Annotated in this window: 14 protein-coding genes; 4 read left to right on the forward strand and 10 right to left on the reverse strand. The window is 61.2% G+C overall.

The genetic code is table 11. The annotated features are described in order from the left end of the window. The first annotated feature begins 402 nt into the window (after nucleotides 1-402). Together gltB and BW978_RS08175 are read left to right on the forward strand one after the other, a co-directional pair. Nucleotides 403-5091, forward strand: coding sequence for a glutamate synthase large subunit (gltB, locus tag BW978_RS08170; RefSeq protein WP_244551935.1), 4689 nt, complete (start codon nucleotides 403-405; stop codon nucleotides 5089-5091). 86 nt (nucleotides 5092-5177) lie between these two features. Continuing rightward, the gene (locus tag BW978_RS08175; RefSeq protein WP_076393991.1) at nucleotides 5178-6632 is read left to right on the forward strand and encodes a glutamate synthase subunit beta; all 1455 of its coding nucleotides are present in this window, start codon (nucleotides 5178-5180) and stop codon (nucleotides 6630-6632) included. 70 nt (nucleotides 6633-6702) lie between these two features. Here BW978_RS08175 and BW978_RS08180 read toward each other — a convergent pair whose 3' ends face one another. Together BW978_RS08180 and BW978_RS08185 are read right to left on the reverse strand one after the other, a co-directional pair. Then, nucleotides 6703-7923 carry an SGNH/GDSL hydrolase family protein gene (locus tag BW978_RS08180; RefSeq protein ID WP_076393993.1) on the reverse strand — a complete coding sequence of 407 codons (1221 nt, stop codon included), beginning with the start codon at nucleotides 7921-7923 and terminating at the stop codon, nucleotides 6703-6705. 109 nt (nucleotides 7924-8032) lie between these two features. Next, entirely contained in the window at nucleotides 8033-9244 is a 1212-nt protein-coding gene (locus BW978_RS08185; RefSeq protein WP_139330400.1) for a lytic murein transglycosylase, read from the reverse strand. A 195-nt stretch (nucleotides 9245-9439) separates the two neighbouring features. Between BW978_RS08185 and galU the strand changes: the two genes are divergently transcribed. Next, entirely contained in the window at nucleotides 9440-10327 is an 888-nt protein-coding gene (galU, locus tag BW978_RS08190; protein WP_054148222.1) for a UTP--glucose-1-phosphate uridylyltransferase GalU, read from the forward strand. A gap of 23 nt (nucleotides 10328-10350) precedes the next feature. Here the strand turns inward: galU and BW978_RS08195 are convergent, their stop codons facing one another. Then, a complete protein-coding gene (locus tag BW978_RS08195) occupies nucleotides 10351-11886 on the reverse strand; it encodes an outer membrane beta-barrel protein (protein WP_076393997.1) in 1536 nt (511 codons plus the stop codon). Nucleotides 11887-12040: 154 nt separating this feature from the next. Between BW978_RS08195 and BW978_RS08200 the strand changes: the two genes are divergently transcribed. Continuing rightward, on the forward strand, nucleotides 12041-13036 hold the full coding sequence (locus tag BW978_RS08200) for a KpsF/GutQ family sugar-phosphate isomerase (RefSeq protein ID WP_076394918.1): 996 nt from the start codon (nucleotides 12041-12043) through the stop codon (nucleotides 13034-13036). A 6-nt stretch (nucleotides 13037-13042) separates the two neighbouring features. Here BW978_RS08200 and BW978_RS08205 read toward each other — a convergent pair whose 3' ends face one another. The 7 genes from BW978_RS08205 to omp10 all read right to left on the reverse strand — a co-directional run bounded on the left by BW978_RS08205 (nucleotide 13043) and on the right by omp10 (nucleotide 21382). Continuing rightward, nucleotides 13043-13501, reverse strand: coding sequence for an NfeD family protein (locus BW978_RS08205; RefSeq protein ID WP_006726899.1), 459 nt, complete (start codon nucleotides 13499-13501; stop codon nucleotides 13043-13045). A gap of 5 nt (nucleotides 13502-13506) precedes the next feature. Further along, nucleotides 13507-14508 (reverse strand): SPFH domain-containing protein, encoded by a 1002-nt coding sequence (locus BW978_RS08210; RefSeq protein WP_076394920.1) that lies wholly within the window; start codon nucleotides 14506-14508, stop codon nucleotides 13507-13509. A gap of 188 nt (nucleotides 14509-14696) precedes the next feature. Next, nucleotides 14697-16658 carry a methyl-accepting chemotaxis protein gene (locus tag BW978_RS08215; protein WP_076393999.1) on the reverse strand — a complete coding sequence of 654 codons (1962 nt, stop codon included), beginning with the start codon at nucleotides 16656-16658 and terminating at the stop codon, nucleotides 14697-14699. Nucleotides 16659-16737: 79 nt separating this feature from the next. Continuing rightward, nucleotides 16738-17346 (reverse strand): hypothetical protein, encoded by a 609-nt coding sequence (locus BW978_RS08220; protein ID WP_076394001.1) that lies wholly within the window; start codon nucleotides 17344-17346, stop codon nucleotides 16738-16740. A 412-nt stretch (nucleotides 17347-17758) separates the two neighbouring features. After that, complete coding sequence (gene hemH, locus BW978_RS08225; RefSeq protein WP_076394003.1) at nucleotides 17759-18793, reverse strand: ferrochelatase; 1035 nt, start codon at nucleotides 18791-18793, stop codon at nucleotides 17759-17761. 121 nt (nucleotides 18794-18914) lie between these two features. Further along, nucleotides 18915-20816, reverse strand: a complete 1902-nt coding sequence (locus tag BW978_RS08230) for a 5'-nucleotidase C-terminal domain-containing protein (RefSeq protein WP_076394005.1) — start codon at nucleotides 20814-20816, stop codon at nucleotides 18915-18917. A gap of 203 nt (nucleotides 20817-21019) precedes the next feature. Continuing rightward, nucleotides 21020-21382 (reverse strand): outer membrane lipoprotein Omp10, encoded by a 363-nt coding sequence (omp10, locus tag BW978_RS08235; protein WP_076394007.1) that lies wholly within the window; start codon nucleotides 21380-21382, stop codon nucleotides 21020-21022. Between the last annotated feature and the right edge of the window lie 43 nt (nucleotides 21383-21425).

Below are 21425 nucleotides of genomic sequence, written 5' to 3' on the forward strand. Positions count from 1 at the left end.
CTTTCCGCATGGCTATCAATGTGGCCCGGCTGTAGCGCGGACAAAGAATATCAAGTCCGCAACAAGGTGATGCAGCCATGGCAATTGGCGTAATAAAATTTCGCTCGTTGCCCCTGTGTCGTAATTTCGCATCCTTTGCCCGGTTAATTTTCCTGGGCAACTCTTGCATGAGCGTTTACTTTCTGTCATAGGAACAACCGGAATTAGGTCAGACTAGTTGACCTAATTCCGGTTTCGAAGGCGATGTGTTTTCGGGCGTTTTGGGGTGGTCAAGCGATCCGCGTAGGATTGGGTGGCTGTCGCTGGCGCCCATCGGTGCCTGAGATGGGTCCAATCAGCCCGGCCAGTCCGGCTTCAAAGGAGGTAAAGGTCATGACGAAGATTCCGTCATCCGAAGAGATCATGCGGTCCGCCAGTGCGGAAGCAGTCGCCGAGACGGCGATCGCGCGCACCGGTCTGCCTCCGAAACAGGGTCTTTACGATCCTCGCAACGAACATGACGCCTGTGGCGTTGGTTTCATCGCCCACATGAAGGGGCAGAAGTCGCATCAGATCGTCAAAGACGGGTTGTTCATCCTCGAAAACCTCACCCATCGCGGCGCCGTCGGCGCTGATCCGCTGATGGGTGATGGCGCGGGCATTCTCGTGCAGATCCCCGACCGCTTCTTCCGTGAGGAAATGGCGGCCCAGGGCATCACCCTGCCGAAGGCGGGCGAATATGCCGTCGGTCACTTCTTCTTCCCGCAGGACGAAGAGCAGATCGCCCATTTCAAGCAGGTCATCGCCGAGGTCTGTCAGTCCGAAGGCCAGCGCCTGCTTGGCTATCGCGACGTGCCTGTTGATAATTCCTCGCTGTCCAAGGCGCCTGAGATTGCTGCAACCGAGCCGCGCCAGATCCAGGTCTTTATCGGCGCCGGTCGTGATGCCGCAACCCAGGATGCATTCGAGCGTCGCCTGTTCCTGCTCCGCAAGGTGATTTCCAACCGCATCTATGACCAGTACGGCGGCCAGGAGACCGGCTTCTATCCGGTGTCGCTGTCGTCCTCGACGATCGTCTACAAGGGCATGTTCCTCGCCTATCAGGTTGGTGCCTATTACAAGGATCTGGCCGATCCTCGCTTCGAGTCGGCCGTTGCCCTCGTGCATCAGCGCTTCTCGACCAACACCTTCCCGTCGTGGAAGCTGGCGCACCCGTACCGCATGGTCGCCCATAACGGCGAAATCAACACGCTGCGCGGCAACGTCAACTGGATGGCTGCGCGTCAGGCCTCGGTGTCTTCGCCGCTATTCGGTGACGACATCTCCAAGCTCTGGCCGATCTCCTATGAGGGGCAGTCGGACACGGCCTGCTTCGACAACGCGCTCGAATTCCTGCAGCGCGGTGGCTATTCGCTCGCGCATGCCGTCATGATGCTGATCCCGGAGGCCTGGTCGGGCAACCAGTTGATGTCGAAGGAGCGCAAGGCGTTCTACGAATATCATGCAGCCCTGATGGAGCCGTGGGACGGCCCGGCTGCGGTCTGCTTTACCGACGGTCGCCAGATCGGCGCGACGCTCGACCGTAACGGCCTGCGCCCGGCCCGTTACATAGTCACTGACGACGACCGCGTTATCCTGGCTTCCGAAGCCGGCACCCTGCCGGTGCCGGAAGAGCGCATCGTCAAGAAGTGGCGTTTGCAGCCGGGCAAGATGCTGCTCATCGACATGGCGGAAGGCCGCATCATTTCCGACGAGGAAGTGAAGTCGTCGCTTGCCGGCAGCCATCCCTATCGCGAGTGGCTGGATCGCACGCAGCTCATCCTCGAAGACCTGAAGCCGGTCGAGCCGCGCGCGCTTCGCCGCGATGTGTCGCTGCTCGATCGCCAGCAGGCTTTCGGCTACACCACCGAAGATACCAAGCTCCTGATGTCGCCGATGGCCACCACCGGTCAGGAAGCGATCGGCTCGATGGGGACCGATACGCCGATCTCGGCGATGTCGACAAAGTCGAAGCTGCTCTACACCTATTTCAAGCAGAACTTCGCCCAGGTCACCAACCCGCCGATCGATCCGATCCGCGAAGAGCTCGTCATGAGCCTCGTCTCGTTCATCGGACCACGCCCGAACATTCTCGACCATGAAGGCATGGCGAACGCCAAGCGCATGGAAGTACGCCAGCCGATCCTGACCAATGGTGATCTGGAAAAGATCCGCTCGATCGGTCATGTCGAGGATCGCTTCGACACCAAGACGCTCGACTTCACCTATGATGTCAGCCGTGGCGCCGAAGGAATGCCGGAGATGCTCGATCGCCTGTGCGAGCGGGCGGAAGCGGCTGTGCGCGGCGGCTATAACATCATCGTGCTTTCCGACCGCCAGATCGGCCCGGACCGGATCGCCATCCCGGCGCTTCTGGCGACCGCTGCCGTCCATCACCACCTGATCCGCAAGGGGCTGCGCACCTCGGTCGGTCTCGTGGTCGAATCCGGCGAGCCGCGCGAAGTGCATCACTTCTGCTGTCTCGCGGGCTTCGGGGCCGAGGCGATAAACCCCTATCTCGCCTTCGACACGCTGCTCGACATGCACAAGCATGGCGAATTCCCCAAGGAAGTGTCGGAAGACGAAGTCGTCTACCGCTACATCAAGGCCGTGGGCAAGGGCATCCTCAAGGTCATGTCCAAGATGGGCATCTCGACCTACCAGTCCTATTGTGGCGCCCAGATCTTCGACGCGATTGGTCTGTCGTCCAAACTGGTCGACAAGTATTTCTTCGGCACCGCGACGACGATCGAGGGCATTGGCCTCGAGGAAATCGCCGAGGAAACTGTCACCCGTCACCTCTCGGCTTTCGGCAAGGATCCGGTTCTCGCCAGCACGCTCGATGTCGGCGGTGAATATGCCTACCGCATGCGTGGTGAAAACCATGCCTGGAGCCCTGATTCGATCGCGTCGCTGCAGCATGCCGTGCGCGGCAACAGCCAGGACCGCTACCGCGAATTCGCCGAGATGGTGAATGACAGCAATCTGCGGATGAACACGATCCGCGGCCTGTTCAAGATCAAGAAGGCTGAAGACCTTGGTCGCAAGCCTGTTTCGATCGATGAGGTCGAGGCTGCTGTCGATATCGTCAAGCGCTTCTCGACCGGTGCCATGTCCTTCGGCTCGATCAGCCGCGAGGCGCATACCACGCTCGCGATTGCCATGAACCGGATCGGCGGCAAGTCGAACACCGGTGAAGGCGGCGAGGAAAGCGATCGTTACCTGCCGCTCGCTGACGGTTCCTCGAACCCAGAGCGTTCGGCGATCAAGCAGATCGCGTCTGGCCGCTTCGGTGTGACCACCGAGTATCTCGTCAATGCCGATATGCTGCAGATCAAGGTCGCGCAGGGTGCAAAGCCCGGCGAAGGCGGTCAGCTCCCCGGCCACAAGGTCGATGCGACGGTTGCCAAGACGCGACACTCGACGCCGGGCGTTGGCCTCATCTCGCCGCCGCCGCATCATGACATCTATTCGATCGAAGATCTGGCGCAGCTGATCTACGACCTGAAGAACGTCAACCCGGAAGCGGATGTCTCGGTCAAGCTCGTCTCGGAAGTCGGCGTCGGCACGGTTGCTGCCGGCGTTGCCAAGGCGCGCGCCGACCATATCACCGTCTCAGGCTTCGATGGGGGCACGGGCGCATCGCCGCTCACCTCGCTGAAGCATGCCGGTAGCCCATGGGAAATTGGTCTCGCCGAGACACAGCAGACGCTGGTGCTGAACGGCCTTCGTTCGCGCATCGCGCTGCAGGTCGACGGTGGTTTGAAGACCGGCCGTGATGTCATCATTGGCGCGCTGCTTGGTGCCGACGAGTTCGGCTTTGCGACCGCACCGCTGATCGCTGCCGGCTGCATCATGATGCGCAAATGCCATCTCAATACCTGCCCGGTTGGCGTCGCCACCCAGGATCCGGTTCTGCGCAAGCGCTTCAAGGGCACGCCCGAGCACGTGATCAACTACTTCTTCTTCGTGGCTGAAGAAGTGCGCGAGATCCTGGCTTCGCTCGGCGTGACCAAGCTGGACGAGATCATCGGCGCTTCCGAACTGCTGGAAAAGGACGAGATGCTCGCCCACTGGAAGGCCAAGGGGCTCGACTTCTCGAAGATCTTCCACAAGGTCGATGCGCCGAAGTCCGCCACCTACTGGACCGAACGCCAGAACCACCCGATCATCGACATTCTCGATCGCAAGCTGATCGAGAAGGCCATGCCGGCGCTCGAAGCCAAGCAGCCTGTCGTCTTCGACGTCGATATCAAGAACGTCGACCGTTCGGCCGGCGCAATGCTTTCAGGTGAAGTCGCCAAGCGCTACGGCCACAAGGGCCTCAAGGATGACACCATCCATGCGACGCTGAATGGCACGGCCGGTCAGTCCTTCGGCGCTTTCCTGGCGCGTGGCATAACCTTCGATCTCGTGGGCGATGGCAACGACTATGTCGGCAAGGGCCTCTCGGGTGGCCGCATCGTCGTGCGTCCGCCGGAGAATGCCCGTATCGTTGCCGAGAACTCGATCATCGTCGGCAACACCGTGCTTTACGGCGCGATCTCGGGTGAATGCTACTTCCGCGGCGTGGCCGGCGAACGTTTCGCTGTCCGCAACTCGGGTGCTATCGCCGTCGTCGAAGGCGTGGGTGACCACGGCTGCGAATACATGACGGGTGGCGTGGTCGTTGTGCTCGGTGAAACCGGCCGCAACTTCGCAGCCGGCATGTCGGGCGGTGTCGCTTACGTGCTCGATGAGAGCGGCGATTTCGCCAAGCGCTGCAACATGGCCATGGTCGAACTCGAGCCGGTTCCGGAAGAGGACGACATGCTGGAGAAGCTGCACCATCACGGCGGCGACCTCATGCACAAGGGCCTTGTCGACGTATCCGGCGACATGACCCGCCATGACGAGGAGCGCCTCTACCAACTGATCTCGAACCATCTGCATTACACGGGCTCGAACCGTGCCAAGCAGATCCTCGACAGCTGGGCCGAGTATCGTCCGAAGTTCCGCAAGGTCATGCCGGTCGAATACCGCCGTGCGCTTGAGGAAATGGAACGCATGCGCATGGGCGTTGCCGCCGAATGATTGCCACCTCGACATCCCGGATGGCCGGGATGTCGTCGCCCACGGCTCGGCCGTGCAGTTGAAGCTCAGATTAGCAGGACTTTAAAATGGGCAAGGTTACAGGTTTCATGGAAATCGACCGGCAGGTGGCGAAGTATCAGCCGGCCTCCGACCGCATCCGCCATTTCCGCGAATTCACCATCCCGATGTCGGATCCCGAGGTGACCAAGCAGGCGGCGCGCTGCATGGATTGCGGCATTCCCTATTGTCATGGTCCGACCGGCTGTCCGGTGCATAACCAGATCCCCGACTGGAACGACCTCGTCTATAACAACAAGTGGGAGGAGGCGATCCGCAACCTCCACTCGACGAACAACTTCCCGGAATTCACCGGTCGCGTCTGCCCCGCGCCTTGCGAGGAAGCCTGCACGCTGAACCTCGAAGATGCGCCGGTCGCAATCAAGACCGTCGAGCAGGCGATTGCTGACAAGGCCTATGAGCTCGGCTTCATCGTGCCGCAGCCGGCAACGATCCACACCGGCAAAAAGGTGGCGATCATCGGCTCCGGTCCGTCTGGTCTCGCCGCTGCACAGCAGCTTGGGCGCGCCGGTCATGAAGTGCATGTCTACGAGCGCGAGTCGAAGCCCGGCGGCCTGCTGCGCTACGGCATTCCTGATTTCAAGATGGAGAAGAACTTCATCGATCGCCGCGTCGAGCAGATGCAGGGCGAAAATGTCACCTTCCATTGCGGCGTCAACGTCGGCGTCGACGTGACTGTCGAGAAGCTGCGTGCCGACTATGATGCCGTGCTCTATTGTGGCGGTTCGGAAACGCCGCGCGAGGCCGGCATTCCCGGCGTCGAGTTCCATGGCGTGCATGATGCCATGCCCTATCTGGTGCAGCAGAACCGCCGCGTTGGCCGCGAAAACATCGACAGCATCGGCTGGCCGGCCGATCCGATCCTCGCCGGTGGCAAGCATGTCGTCGTTGTCGGCGGCGGTGATACGGCGTCTGACTGCGTCGGCACGGCCTTCCGCCAGGGTGCCGTCAAGGTAACCCAGCTCGACATCCGCCCGCGCCCGCCGCAGACGGAAGACAAGCTTGCGATCTGGCCCTTCTGGGCGACCAAGATGCGCACCTCGTCCAGCCAGGCCGAAGGTGCCAACCGCGAATTCCAGGTGGCAACGCTCGAATTCGTCGGCGAAGACGGCGTGCTGACCGGCGTGAAGTGCTGCCAGGTCGACGAGCGTCGCAAGCCGATCCCGGGCACGGAATTCATCATCAAGGCTGATCTCGCCTTCATCGCCATCGGCTTCTCCGGTCCGTTCACTGACAGCGTGCTGAAGGATCTCGACGGCAAGCTCGAACTCAATACCGACCGTCGTGGCTCGACCAATGTTGTTGCCAACGACAAGGATTATCGCTCCTCGGTCGACAAGGTCTGGGTCGCCGGCGACGCCCGTCGCGGCCAGTCGCTGGTCGTCTGGGCAATCCGCGAAGGGCGCCAGGCCGCGCGCGCCATCGACGAGGCGCTGATGGGCGAAAGCGTGCTGCCGCGCTGATCCTACTGGTTTGCCAAACGATTAGGGGCCGCTTTCGAGCGGCCCCTTTTGCGTTGGATGTATTGACGGATCAGGGTGTCGCCGTGGCCGGAGCGGGAGAGACTGTCGGTGCCGCCTCTGTTGCGCGCTTCACATAGTCCACCCGTCCGACCGGCGGATCCGGCAGGCGACCGTTCTTTACGAGCTGGTCGCGCGGTGTCGGGAAGGTCGAGGAGGCGGGCACGGTGCCGCCTAGCAGTTCGTCGGCACCGTCGAGCTCCGGGTCGAAAAGGTCGATCGGCGGGGTGGTGATAATTGCCTTGTTCTCCGATGGCGACAGGGTCACGAGCTCGGGCAGATTGCTGGCGTCGAGGCGGACGAGATCCGGGCTCGTCATGTCGCCAAGATAGCGGCGCACGGATTTTTCGACATAGAAAGCGAGCTTGCGTTTGCCGGGGCCGGTAAAGCCGATGCCGTCATTGCCGCGCAGGCGCACCGGCTGGCCGTTGATGTCGGAGCCGGTGACGATGAAGCGCCCTTCCTGATCGACGAAGCCTTCCCAGATATCGACGAATTCGCCGTTCACCTTCTCGATGCTCGATCGATAGATGGTGTTAAGGCGCAGGGCGTCTGCCGTCATATTTTGCGGGCGGAAGGCCGGCAGTCCGACCCAGATGATCGGTAGGCGCGTTTCCGCCGCGACGCTCGCCAGGCGTGCGACCCGGTCGCCATAGGCGGTGAACCAGGGATCGGTCCGGAAGTCGAGGCGGCCGGTCGGGGTTACCAGTTGCTGCCGATCGTTCGCGCCGATCTGGATGACCACGACGCTCGGTTTGAGATCGCTGACGAGTGCCGGCAACTGGCCCGGCCAATCGTAGAAATCGTCACGCACCAGGCCGGAAGATCCGTTGGTGCGGTTTTCCACGACGACGCCGGGTGAATCCTCGAAGGCGGTCTTCAACCCATCGCCAAGGGCGCTTGCCACGAAGTCACCGAGGACGAGGACCGTCTTTGCGTTGTCGAGCTTTGGCGGCGGCGGGGGGGCTGCAACCGCGCGGGGCGATTGCGGCCGGGTATTGATCGTGGTCACGCTGCCACTGGTCTTCTTTCGGGTATTGGTTTCCCGCGGACGCTGCACGTTCTGGGGCGGCACATAGGCGGGCTGGCGTTGGCCAAAGAGCAAATCGAGGAGATTGCGTCGACGTTCCGGCTGCTGGGCCTCGGCAGACGTGGTGATGAACGCGGTCGCGACGACTGTCAGCGCCAGACCGAGCGTCAGGAGGCGGGCGAAGGTTCCGCGCGGGCTCGTCAAGTCACACTCCATGGGCGAAAGCGGCGGGCTCAAAATGCATCCGCCGCGCTCTCTTGTTTCTGGAGCGCGGCGGATGCCAAGTCAACAGGTGCCCTGCTGCGGACCCGGATCAGTTGCGCAGCTTGTCGAGCAGGTCGCGTGAAGGCTGGCCGTCCACGGACATGCCGAGTCGCTGCTGGATGGCGGTGATTGCCGCCTTCGAGCCAGAGCCGAAATTGCCGTCGATCTTGCCATCGTAATAGCCAAGCGCCTGAAGACGGGTCTGGAGCTCGAACTTTTCCTTGACGTCGAGCGAACCGTCGGGGCGCGGCCAGCGCTGTTGCATGCCGCCGTAGCCGGCAATCTCGTCCGCCAGCAAGCCAACGCCAAGGGCGTAGCTGTCAGCGGCGTTGTAACGCTTGATGACGAAGAAGTTCTTGGTCATCAGGAAGCCCGGGCCGTTGGCGCCACCGAGCATCTTGAGCTCTGCGCGTTCGCTGCCGTTGCGGAAGCCCTTGCCAGACGGACGGGCAAAGCCGAGGGCCTGCCACTGCGCGACCGTCTTGGTCTGGCCAGCATATTTGTGACCACCTCTCGGGACGGCGATCTCGTAGCCCCAGGTCCGGCCGGTCTGCCAGTCGTTCTTGGCAAGCAGGTTCGCGGCGGTGGCCAGCGCATCCGGAATCGAGTGCCAGATGTCCTTGTCGCCGTTGCCGTCGGCGTCGATGCCGTAAAGCAGATAGCTCGTAGGGATGAACTGGGTGTGCCCCATGGCGCCGGCCCAGGAGCCCATCAGGTTCTTGTTGGTTACGTCGCCGTTCTGCAGCATCTTGAGCGCAGCAATCAGCTGTGTGCGGGCAAACTTTGCGCGCTTGCGGTCGGCGTAAGCGAGCGTTGCCAGAGAACGTGGCACATTGTGCAGGCGGTCAGGGCGCTCAAGGGCGGCGCCGTAGTTGGATTCCATCGACCAGATCGCCAGCAGCACGTGCTTGTCGACGCCGAAATGGTTTTCCAAGGCTGTCAGCAGGCGCCCGTGCTTGGCCAGCATCTCCTGGCCGACCTTGACGGTGAAGGGGTTCACGCGGCTGTCGAGGTAGTCCCAGATCTGGGACTTGAATTCGGGCTGATAGGCGGCTTTCTCCAGCACGAACTGGTCGGGCTCGCTCACACCCTTGAAGGCCTGTCGATAGGTCGCTTCGGTGATACCGGACTTGGCGGCGACCGGATAGAAGTCGCGGATCCACTTTTGGAAACCGGCGTCCGCAAAGGCTTCCATCGGGATGAGCGCTGTCGTCAGCGTCAGGGCAATGGCGCCGAGCAGGCTGGGGCGGTGTCTTTTCATGGGCATCTCCCGTGCATTCTCGTGTTGGCAGCCGGAACAAGGCTGTTCACCACAGGTTAATGCTGTTCAGTCAACAAACCCTTTACCATGTTGTCCGCCCAAGCTTTGTCTTTGCCATTTTGAAGCAATTGTATGTTACTGGGCGTGACTGCGTTATGAAGACGTTAATCGATTTAGATCCTCGAGGAGGAATGAGTGGTTCAGACTAAAAAGCTCCGTAAAGCCGTTTTTCCTGTGGCCGGTCTCGGCACGCGTTTTCTTCCCGCCACCAAGGCGGTCCCGAAAGAAATGCTCACCGTCGTCGATAAGCCGGTCATCCAGTATGTGGTTGACGAGGCCATCGAAGCCGGGATCGAGCACTTCGTTTTCGTGACCGGCCGCGGCAAGGCGGTCATCGAGGACTATTTCGACATCCAGTTCGAACTCGAACAGACCCTGAAGGCCCGCAACAAGAACGCCGAACTTTCAATGCTCGACGAACTCCAGCCGACAGCGGGTCAGACCAGCTTCACGCGGCAACAGGAGCCGCTGGGTCTCGGACATGCCGTCTGGTGTGCTCGTGACATCGTGGGGCATGAACCTTTCGCCCTTCTCCTGCCTGACATGATTATGCGCGGCGAAAAGGCCTGCCTCAAGGGCATGGTCGAACTTTATGAAAAGACCGGCGGCAACATTGTGGCGGTCGAGGAATGTGCGCCGGATCAGGCCCACAAATACGGCATCGTTGGCGTCGGTGACGCGCTCGAAGGCGGCTTCAAGATCACGCAAATGGTCGAGAAGCCTGCCAAGGGCACGGCACCTTCCAACTTCTTCATCAACGGCCGCTACATCCTGCAGCCTGAGATCTTCGAGATCCTGTCGACCCAGGAGCGTGGCGCCGGCAACGAGATCCAGTTGACCGATGGCATGCTGAAGCTCGCCAATGACCAGCCGTTTGCCGGTTACCACTTCAAGGGCCAGACCTTCGACTGCGGTTCCAAGGACGGCTTCATCCTGGCCAATGTCGCCTTTGCCATTGAGCGCGCCGACATTCGTCCAGCCATCGAGGACCAGTTGAAGGCGCTGCTCGCCGCGCTGAAGTGAAAAGAAATTCCTGACCGCCGGGCTCAGCGCTTGGCGGTCAGGCCGACCAATGCCGTCACCGTGCTGTTGTCGGTGCCTGTCTTGTAGTTGGTCCGCTCGTAAGCGAGATCCGCCGTCGCATCGAGATAGCGATTGACCTTCCAGGTCAGGCCGGCGCCCGCGAGATAGGCCGTCGTGTCGCTCGCACTCGCGTTTCCGTCGTAGTTCGTGAAGGTTGTTCCACCGGTCAGGCGGGCGACGAGGTTCGTGCGCAGGTCGTGGGACAGCGCCGCAGTGACCCGGTGGATCGTTGCACCGTTTACACCGGCCGTAGTCGATGGATCGATACTGGTGTCGAGCGAGAGATCGATGCTGGTGCCGTCGCGCGGTGACCAGAAGATGTTGCCATCCACCGTCATCCCTGACAGTTCCGCCAGACGTGCGTCCTCGAAGGTCTGGTGCTCGTAGCCGAGGGCGATTTCGCCGCGCAGCTTCTCTCCCAGATCGACGGCCACACCGGCCTTGGCGCCATAAAGATCCGCCGAGCGCCGGTATCCCGACGAATCGACGGCTTCGTCATAGTCGATACGCCCGATCGTGCCTTCTATGAAGGGCGTGAGAGCAGGCGAGATCTCGTATCCGAGGCGGCTGCTGACGGTGTAGCGATTGCGGTCGCGATCACTGCGTTCGAGAATGCTGCCATTGGACAACTTGGCATCCGAATACTGAAAGCGGGTGAAGTCGCCGGCGATAGAGCCGCGGATCAAGCCGAAGTCGCGTTCGACCGACACGCCAGTCCCGAACTGGTTGACGCCGGACTGGACCCTGGCGCCGGACACGGCGTTCGGATCGTCGCTATCCTCGCGGCTGAAACTGTAGGATCCTGAGAGCGTCGCGATGGTGTCGTCTGCCAGATCGAGACGCAGGCGCCCGTCGATATTGGCGCGTGGCTTGTCGTTGTCCGTGCCGGACAGCGTTTCCTGCCATGCGCCTTCGGCTCCGACATTCAGCTCATGTCTCGACCAGTCCGAGGTCAAAGTACCCTTCAATCCGGTTTCAGAGAATGTGCGGTTGGTTTTGACGTCGCCGGACTTCTCCCGCTCTGTGCCGAATTTCTGGCTGATCGACGGCCGAAGGATCATGCTGCCAAGGCGAATGCCGGTGCCGTCTTCGGCATCCAAAGCGTCTCGGCGAATGCGGGCGCCCGTCGGGTCATCGAGCCGGGTTTCGCGCAGGTTCTGGCGACCGATGTCGTCGTCCAGCGGTAGGGCATCGGGATCGGCAAGCGGGTCCACCGGGAATGTGTTCGGGGCAATTGTTGCCGTCGTGGTCGGATCGGTCGCCAAGGCAGGCGCTGATGTCGACATTTCGTCCGCGCGCGTCGCGATGCCTGACGCGCCGATGCCGGGTGTTGACGTGCCGCTTGCCGCAGCGTCTGTCGAGGATTGCGGCGTGGGGCGGGTCTCTTGGGCTGCGACCAATGACGGGTGCACGAGTGCCGACAGCGCAAGGGCGCTGGCGAAAGCGCGCAGTCCCAGACGGCCTGCGCCGCGCTTGTCCCGATTTTCGACTGAAGTCATGCTTGCGCCCGGCGATCTGTAATGCTTACCCAATCGTAAAGCCTGGTGGTTAATGATTGGTTTCGGCCGTCCTTGGCGAGCGGGCAAGCTTTGCCGCAGGAGCGGCATGCACCACGAGAATTTACAGAAGACGACAAACGCAGTATGGGACGACATGATCAAGCGCGCAGTCAATCTTGTTGAAGCCAGTGCCACCGAATCCGCTCTTCGCGTCATCTCGACCGAGCGGGAAGGGCTTCGTGTGCTCGAAGAGGCCTTGGCCGGTCCCTTGGCCGCACCCTTTTGCAATGCGGTGAAGACGATCGGCGGCATCGGCGGTCGGGTGATCGTCACCGGGGTCGGCAAGAGTGGCCATATCGGTTCGAAGATTGCCGCCACCTTCGCCTCGACCGGCACGCCCGCCTTCTTTGTCCATCCGTCCGAAGCCAATCACGGCGATCTCGGCATGATCGCGCAGGATGATGCGATCCTGGCGATCTCCTGGGGTGGCGAAACGACGGAACTGCAGGGCATTCTGAGCTTTTCCCGTCGCTTCTCGATCCCGTTGATCGCCATCACGGCGGGTGAAAATTCCACGCTCGCCCGCAATGCCGATGTCGTGCTGTTGATGCCGAAGGTTCAGGAGGCCTGCCCGCACGGGCTGGCGCCGACAACCTCGGCGGTGCTGCAGCTTGCGATCGGCGATGCGATTGCGATTGCGCTGCTCGAAGCCCGCGGATTTTCGCCGTCCGACTTCCGCACCTTCCATCCGGGCGGCAAGCTCGGTGCGGCGCTCACCCATGTGCGCGACATCATGCATACCGGCGATCGGCTTCCGCTTGTGGCGCTCGGCACGCCGATGCCCGAGGCGGTCAAGACCTTGTCGCACAAGCATTTCGGCTGTGTGGGGATCGTGGATGAAGCCGGCAAGCTCTGCGGCATCGTGACGGAAGGCGACATGGCCCGCAATCTCGCGCGGGATCTGTCGATCCTCAACGTCGATGACGTGATGACCCGCAATCCCAAGGTTATCAAGGGCGATGCGCTGGCGACGACCGCCGTGGCGATGATCAACAAACATAGCATAGGTGCGCTGATCGTCGTCGATGACGAGAACACGCCCGTCGGCCTCATTCACTTCCACGATCTGCTCAGGATCGGTGTCGCCTGAGGCGGCTCAAGCCTCTTCCACTGTCAGATCGCGGCCATCGCTGGAAACAATCCGCACGCGAGCGCCACCGGGCAGGTCCGGGCCGGAAACCAGCCAGAAGGTGTCGTCCAGCCGGATGCGGCCGCGTCCCTCGCGGATCGGCTCGGCCAGCACGGCGGTGCGTCCGACGAGGCTTGCGCCACGCTGATTAAGGAGTGGTTCGTCGCTCGACGTCTCGAGGCGGGTGAAGAGACGGCGCCCGGCGAGCGTGAACGCCACGGCGCTGGCCGCAAAGACCAGCGACTGGATTTGCCAGGACCAGAAGCCTGCATCCCAGAGCAGCAGCGACAGGACACCGGTCAGGATGGCACCGAGGCCGATCCAAACCAGGAAGACGCCTGGCATAACCAGTTCGGCCGCAAGCAGCAGCATGCCGAGGACCCACCAGCTCCAGGGACCGAGTTCGGCGATGATGCGCGCCAGCATGGCGGTCACTCGCCGTTCGGGTTGAAGGAGCTGATCGGCGGCGTGGTGCGTGGCGCTGCCGCCGGACGCGGCGGGGCAGTGCGCTTGTCGTCGCCGAAGACTTCGCGCGCAATCGCGCCGATGCCGCCAAGCGAGCCGATCAGGGCCGTGGCTTCCATTGGCATCAGAACCACCTTGGAGTTGCTCGAGGTGCCGATCGAGGCCATGGCCTCGGTGTATTTCTGGGCGACAAAGTAATTGATGGCGTTGACGTCGCCGGCGGCGATCGCGTCCGAGACGAGGCGGGTGGCTTTGGCTTCGGCTTCCGCCAGACGCTCACGGGCCTCGGCCTCGCGATAGGCTGCCTCACGCTCACCTTCGGCCTGAAGGATGGCGGCCTGCTTGGCGCCTTCGGCCCTCAGGATCTGGGCATTACGGAAGCCTTCGGCTTCCAGGACCTGGGCGCGCTTCTCACGCTCCGCCTTCATCTGGCGACCCATGGCATCCACGAGGTCGGCCGGCGGCTGAATATCCTTGATCTCGACGCGGGTCACCTTGATGCCCCAGGGACGGACCGCCTCGTCGACGACGCGTAGCAGCCGATCGTTGATGACCTCACGGTTGGACAGCAGTTCATCGAGGTCCATCGAGCCCATGACCGAGCGAATATTGGTCATTGTCAGGTTGAGGATGGCATTTTCCAGGTTCGAGACTTGATAGGCGGCTTCTGCAGCGTTCAACACCTGATAGAAAGCGACTGCGTCCGCAGAAACCGAGGCATTGTCCTTGGTGATAACTTCCTGGGTCGGCACATCAAGCACCTGCTCCATGACGTTCATCTTCGCGCCGATCCGCTCAAAGAACGGGATGATCAGGTTGAGGCCCGGCTCCAGCGTGCGCGTGTAGCGGCCAAAACGCTCGATCGTGTAACGGAAACCCTGCGGTACGGTCTTGATGCCGGCAAAGAGGACCAGGATCACAAGCAGTACGAGTGCGATGACGACGATGTCCGGACCGGTGACGGGCATGAATTCCTCCAGCATTGGCGCAAACGGAAATTGCGCCCCCTTGGTCTAACATCGTGGCGTGACAGGGTAAATGCAAGGGATCGCGGTCACATGCTGCGTGCTTTGCCATCCGGACTGACGGCTGCAAGAAACAGAAAAGCGGCGGGATTTCTCCCGCCGCTTCGGTTTTCAGGCTGATCGACCTGAGCTTAGAACTCTTCCCAGTTGTCCTGGGCCACCGCCGCGTTGCCGTGGCTGCGTGGTGCGGGGGCCGTATGCCGTGCAGGCGCTGCAGCACGCGGTGCGGGAGCGCGGCTTGTCGATGTCGAGGGCTGGGCCATGACACGCGCTGTTTCGCGCAGCGCCGATGCCTGGGTTTGCTGGACGCCGTCGATGCTGAAGTGCGAGATCAGTTCGCGGAGCTTCGCGGCTTCGCTCGCGAGTGCTGCGGACGCGGCGTTGGATTCCTCGACCATGGCGGCGTTCTGCTGGGTCGTCTGGTCCATCGAGTTGACGGCATGATTCACTTCCGACAGGCCGGTCGCCTGTTCCTTCGCTGAAAGGGCAATCGCGTCCATGTGGGTGTTCATCTCGGCGATAAAGCCGCCGATGGTGCGCAGGGACTCACCGGTCTTGCGGACGAGATCCACGCCGCCAGCGACTTCGGTCGAGGAGTTCTGGATGAGAGCCTTGATCTCCTTTGCCGCATTCGCAGAGCGCTGGGCGAGTTCACGGACCTCCTGGGCGACGACGGCAAAGCCCTTGCCGGCTTCACCGGCGCGTGCGGCCTCAACGCCCGCATTGAGCGCCAGCAGGTTTGTCTGGAAGGCGATTTCGTCGATCACGCCGATGATGTTCGAGATCTGCTGCGACGAATTCTCGATCCGGCGCATGGCTTCTTCGGCGCGGGAGACGACGTCCGACGACTGGTTGGCAGAGGTGTTGGCGTGAGCCGCGACACCACGGGCCTCCTCGGTCCGCTTGCTTGAGCTGACGACGTTGGCGGTGATCTCTTCGACGGCGGCAGCCGTCTGTTCCAAAGCGGCGGCCTGCTGCTCAGTGCGCTTCGATAGATGATCGGTCCCCGAGGCGATCTCGCGGGTGCCGGTTTCCATGGTTGCGACGCTGTTGTTGATCGAGGCCATGGTCTGGTTCAGCTGGCGGACCGACTGGTTGAAGTCGTGGCGGAGTGCCTCGAAGTCCGGCGCGAAGGCTTCGTTGATCTGGAAAGCGAGATCGCCGGAAGCGAGGCGCTTCAGACCGGCTGCCAGGCCAGATGTGGCAATGCGCAGACGTTCGGCGGCATCGGCTTCGGCACGCTGCTGGGTGGCAATGCGCTCGGCTTCGGCACGCTGGCGATTGCCTTCCGCTTCGGATTCCAGACGCTTGTTGGCGATGGCTGCCTCACGGAAGATCTGCATGGCGGCGGCCATGCGCCCGATCTCGTCCTTGCCACCCTGATCGATCGTGACCTCGAGGTCGCCATTGGCGAGGCGCGTCGTGTTGTCGGCAAGCTTGCCGAGCGGACGGGAAACGAGCTGGAAGTTCAGGAAACCGAGAAGTATGGCGGCGATACCGACGATGATCGAAGCGGCAAGGCTCACCGTTTCGACAAGCGACAGGGCTGCGGTCTGGTTTTCAGCGGCTGCGACAGCGCGTGCCGAAAGCGAAGACTTGAGCTCGCCAAGGCGATCTTCGAAGGCCTTGACCAGTGCTTCGCCTTCGCCAGTCACTTCGATAGCGCGTGCCAGTTCAACCGTCTCAGGGTCACGCATCAGGAGGATCTGACGGTCCATGAAGTTCGTCTTCCATGTCTGGAAGGAGGTGATGGCTTCACTGAACTTCGCCAGTTCTGCGGGGGCCGACGTCGACAGCATGGTCTCGATCGCGGGACGTTTTGCGTTCATGTCAACAGTCACCTTCTCCGCGCCAGCCGCATAATCGCGGTTGCCGGTGAGCAGGAAGGTCTTCAACTGGAGGTCCGCGACGTAGAGATCGGCAGAGAACTCTTCGATGACCGCAACGGCGCGGTTCATCGTGGCGGTTTCCGCGACTTGCTCACTCGCCGTAATGGCGCGATTGTGCATGAAGGTCGAGGCTGCGATCGCAATGGCGGCGAGGAGTCCGAAAGCGAGAAAGCCTTTGGCGCTCACGGATAAATTCTTAAGCATAGTAAAATCCTGTCCCGGTCGGGGTCGAATTGAATCATGGTTTACAGGACGGCCGCCATCATGGGGTCGTGTCGACGGATTAGCTGCCGGCCAGTGAGCGGCGCTCAAGTTCCGTCAGGTTGAGCTCGACGGTGACGGCGCCGATCTTCTTCTTGGCGCTGTCAACCAGCGTCAGGCTCACCTGGTTTCGCCAGATCTTCATTTCGTCATCCCACTCGGCTTCATCGATGAAGATTGCGTCTTCCGAGATGTCATAGGTCTTCTGGAACTTCGCCTCGTCGCCCTGCCAGAAGTCACTGGTGATCGAGCTCTGGCCGACATTCAGGCCGTTCTGGTCCATCACGAAGATTTCCGGATAGAGGCCAAGCGATTTCCCCTGAATGCGGGCGAGATAGACGGAGAGCGGGCTCGAGAGCGTCGCGGCGATCAGCGGCTTGTCGGCTGCCTCGCGCTCGGCCTTCCACTGATTGTCCAGCTCGTCGATCTTGTCCTGCGACAGTTCTGTGAGCCGCGCATTCTGCGCCTCGACCGATACGGTGACGATCTCGGCGGACACGAACTCCTGGATCTGCTTGATGAGCTCGGGCGAGACAAGCTTGGCGATATCAGGCTGGGCCGGTTGTGCATGGGCAGTGGCGAGTGACGCGACGAAGAACGTCGATGCCAATGCTGTCGTGACGAATTTCATGATGGTCTCCTTCAACTCCCCCTAATTCTAGGGATCATTACTAAACGGACCCTTAATATAAGAAATTGCCTATCTAAAATTGTAATGAAATCCAATGATTTAAGTAGGCTTTGCCGTCCCAGATTTACGCCTATGAGCAGCTTGAGGTTGTCTTTGCGGTTGTGTTGCTTCGGAGTTTCGACGCGCTAAGCAAATGAAAAGATGCACTAAAGTTGGGCATATGTACTGAAAATTGGGCTTTTTCTCATTGGCTCGCCATGCGTGTTCGTCGTCTCGGTTGTGCCGCTGTCCTAGCTCAAATGCCCCTCCGAAAGGCATGGGACGACGTGAATCGACGTGGATGCAAAGCAAAAAGGGACCGCCTTCCGGCAGTCCCCTTCGTCATTTTCTATATCGCTTAGACTATTGAGCTTCAGGCCCAGCCTTGGAGTTCGCGGCGCACGACGTTCTCGATCACGCGCATGCCGTCGTCGCTGTCGTTGAGGCAGGGAATGTGGGTGAACTTCTCGCCACCATTGTGCAGGAAGTCTTCGCCGGCTTCACCGGCGATTTCCTCCAGCGTTTCCAAACAGTCGGAGACAAAGCCCGGGTTCATGATGGCGATCCGTTTGACCCCCTCCTTCGCCAGCTTTTCGACGGTCTTGTCGGTATAGGGCTGCAGCCATTCCTCAGGCCCGAAGCGCGACTGGAAGGTCACCATCAGCTTGTCCTTCTCCCAGCCCAGATGGTCGCGCAGCAGGCGCGTCGTCTTGTGACACTGGCAGTGATAGGGGTCGCCCTTCATGAAGTAGGACTTCGGAATGCCGTGATAGGAGGTGATCACCAGCTCAGGCTCCCAGTCGAGGGTCGCCAGATGCTGGTTGATCGAGTTGGCAAGGGCGGCAATGTAGACCGGATCATCGGCATATTGCGGCACGGTGCGCAAAGCCGGCTGCCAGCGCATCTTCAACAGCGCCTTAAAGGCTTCGTCGTTGACGGTCGCCGTGGTTGCCGCCGCATAATGCGGGTAGAGCGGATAAACGAGAATGCGCTCGCAGCCTGCCTTCTGCATCTCGTTCATCTTCGCCTGGATCGCCGGCTGGCCGTAGCGCATCGCCCAATCGACATGCACATTCGGAAGATCTTTCAGGGAAACCGCGAGCTTCTCGGCCTGGCTGCGGGTGTAGGTGCGCAGATAGCTTTCATCGAGATCCTTGTTCCAGATCTCTTCATAAGCCTTGCCGACCTTCTGCGGGCGGCGGTTGAGAACAATGCCGTACAGAATGGGGTACCAGAACCACCGCGACCACTCGATGACGCGCTTGTCCGTCAGGAACTCCTCGAGATAGCGGCGCATCGACTTGTAGTCCGTGCCATCGGGCGTTCCGAGGTTGACGAGCAGCACGCCGACCTTACCGAAATTGACGGGCGGATGGTCGGAGGGCCAATGGGCAGGCAGTACATTCATCTTGATATCCTGGTGATGAGATCTCGACCGATACGTGGCGAAGGCCAGTTGAGATCATCTGATAAAAGCAAAAGCCGGCCCGGGGAAGCCCGGACCGGCTTTTGTCATGCGTCAAACGGTCTTACTTCGGCGGAAGCTGCAATTCACGGCCGATCGAGAGCACGTTCGGATTGCGCAGCGTGTTCGCCTCGGCGATCTTGCCCCACATCATTCCGTCACCATAGGTGGCCTCAGCGATCTTCCAGAGGTTGTCGCCGGCAACCACCTTGTAGACGGTTTCGGCAGTCGCCATGGCAGTATCGGCAGCACTTGCCGCGGGGGCTTCCGCAGCAGCCGGAGCCTCGGTTGCGGCCGGAGCCTCAGCGGCCGGTACTTCGGTTGCTGGTGCGGTCGTATCGCTTGCCGGAGGTGCCGTCGCCGAGATCACGGTGATGCGACCATCGGTGTAAGGCCTGTAGGGGCTGTTCTTGGCAATGTAGTCGGCCACGACGGTTTCAAGGCCCGGGCCGAAATCGTAGGCGTTCTGTCCGCCGCTCTCGAACACGCCATAGCCATCACCGCCGGTGCGCATGTAGTTGTTGGTGGCCACGCCGTAGACCTTCTCGGGGTCAATGGCGACGAAGGCGTCACCTTCCTTGACCTCGACGGAGGAGATGCGGCTGCCGGCCGGCTTGGTCAGGTCGGCAGTGAACTTCAAACCGGAGACCTGCGGGAAACGACCTGCTGCTTCCTCGACCTGGCTGACGCCGTTCTCGAGCGCTGCAACAATGTCGGAGCCCTTGAGCTGGAAGGAGGCAAGCGTGTTCTGGAACGGCAGGACAGTCAGGACCTCGCCCATGGTGACGGTACCGGCGTCGATCGACGCGCGCAGACCGCCGCCGTTCTGGATAGCGATGGTGATACCCTGATCGCTCAGGCGGTCCACCATGGCATCGGCCACGAGATTGCCCATGGTGCATTCGACCGCACGGCAGGTTTCACGCGAGCCGTCGATGGCCTCGGCAGTCTCGCCGATTTCCTTCAGCTTCAGCTCCTCGATCGGGCCGCCGAGTTCGGCCACCTTGGCGACGAAGCCTTCATCCGGGGTTACCGAGGCGTCCAGCAGTTTGGGTTCGCCGGTCGCGGTCTTGACGACGCCTGCATCATCGAAAACGACCGTCAGGTCGCCGAGATACTTGGAATAGGCATAGGCCTGGACGATCGGAACATCCTGGCCGGCCGGATTTTTCACCATGGTCGGGTAGGGGCCGGCGGCCTTCTCGTCGGTGTTGGACAAAAGCGTGTGGCTATGGCCGCCGACGATCACGTCGATGCCGTCAACGGCTGCCGCGATTTCCTGATCCTTGACGTAGCCCACATGCGAGAGCAGCACGATCTTGTCGATGCCCTGGCCTTCGATCTCGGCCACGGCTTCCTTCAGATAAGTGATCTCGTCGGCAAACAGGATGGTGTCGCCAGGCGAGGAGGTCTCGTCCGTGTCGGTTGCGAGGACCGAGACGATGGCGACTTTCTCCTCGCCGAACTCCTTGACGATGTAGGGCTTGAACTTGTCGGCGACCGGAGAGTTGAGACCGGCCAGCGTATTGCCCGAGATCATCGGGAACTGCAGCGCATCAATGAACTTCGCCAGCTCTTCCGGGCCGTCGTCGAATTCGTGGTTGCCGATGGCCATGGCATCGAAGCCGATGGCGTTCATGAAGTCGGCAATCGGGGCGCTCTTGTAGGTGGTGTAGAAGAGCGAGCCTTGGAACTGGTCGCCAGCGTCGAGCGTCAGGACGTTCTTGCCGGTGAGTTCGGCGCGGCGGGCATCAATGGCGGCCTTCACACGGGCGATGCCGCCGAAGCATTCGTTGGCGGCCGCATCATCTGCCGAGCAGGTGGAATCGGATTTGCTGATGGCCTCGATGCGTGAATGCAGGTCGTTGATGTGCAGGATATTGAGTTCGAAATCGGCCAGAGCGGTTCCGGCGGTCAGGGCCAGCACCGAGGCGCTGAAAAGGCCAATCTTCAAATGTCTGAACATCTATCTCTCCTGTTGCAATCGATCACCGACAGCCTGGCACGGATTGATGACAGTCACGCGCCAGAATTCGGATGGCGGATGTTTTCATCAAGACCGGAACAGGGCAAGCAAAATTCACTTGATGTCCGCATCTTGGCGTGGCCAGAAACGAAAGAAGCGGCCGCTTGGGCCGCTCCTCGAAAGGCATGTCTTGAGGCTCTTGCTCAGCCGCGTCGGGCGAGCGAGAACTGCGCGCCGCTGTCGGAAGTGCAGTTCAACTGTGTCGGCGTCACGAGGGCGCAATTCACCTTCTGCTGCGTGTTGCGAACCAGAGACGTCATATTGATCTCGACCAGGCGATCGTTCACTAGGGTATAGTTGCCGGATGCGAGGATCTGGTTGGTGTCTGTTGTCCGCGTGGTGAAGGTGCCGCCCTGGAAGGTCGAGGCAATGCCATTCGGATCAACCCAGGCGCCCTCGATCGACGGACCCTGCTGAACGGCCGGCAGTTGGCGAGGAGGGCTGGAATAACAGGACGAAAGGGCAAGGCTCATCGCTGCTACAGCCACCAGGGATCTGATTTTCATTCTTGTCTCCCACCATCTCGGCGGTTCGGTCCGGCCGCCCACC

The organism is Rhizobium sp. RU33A, assembly GCF_900156055.1.
GTDB lineage: Bacteria > Pseudomonadota > Alphaproteobacteria > Rhizobiales > Rhizobiaceae > Allorhizobium.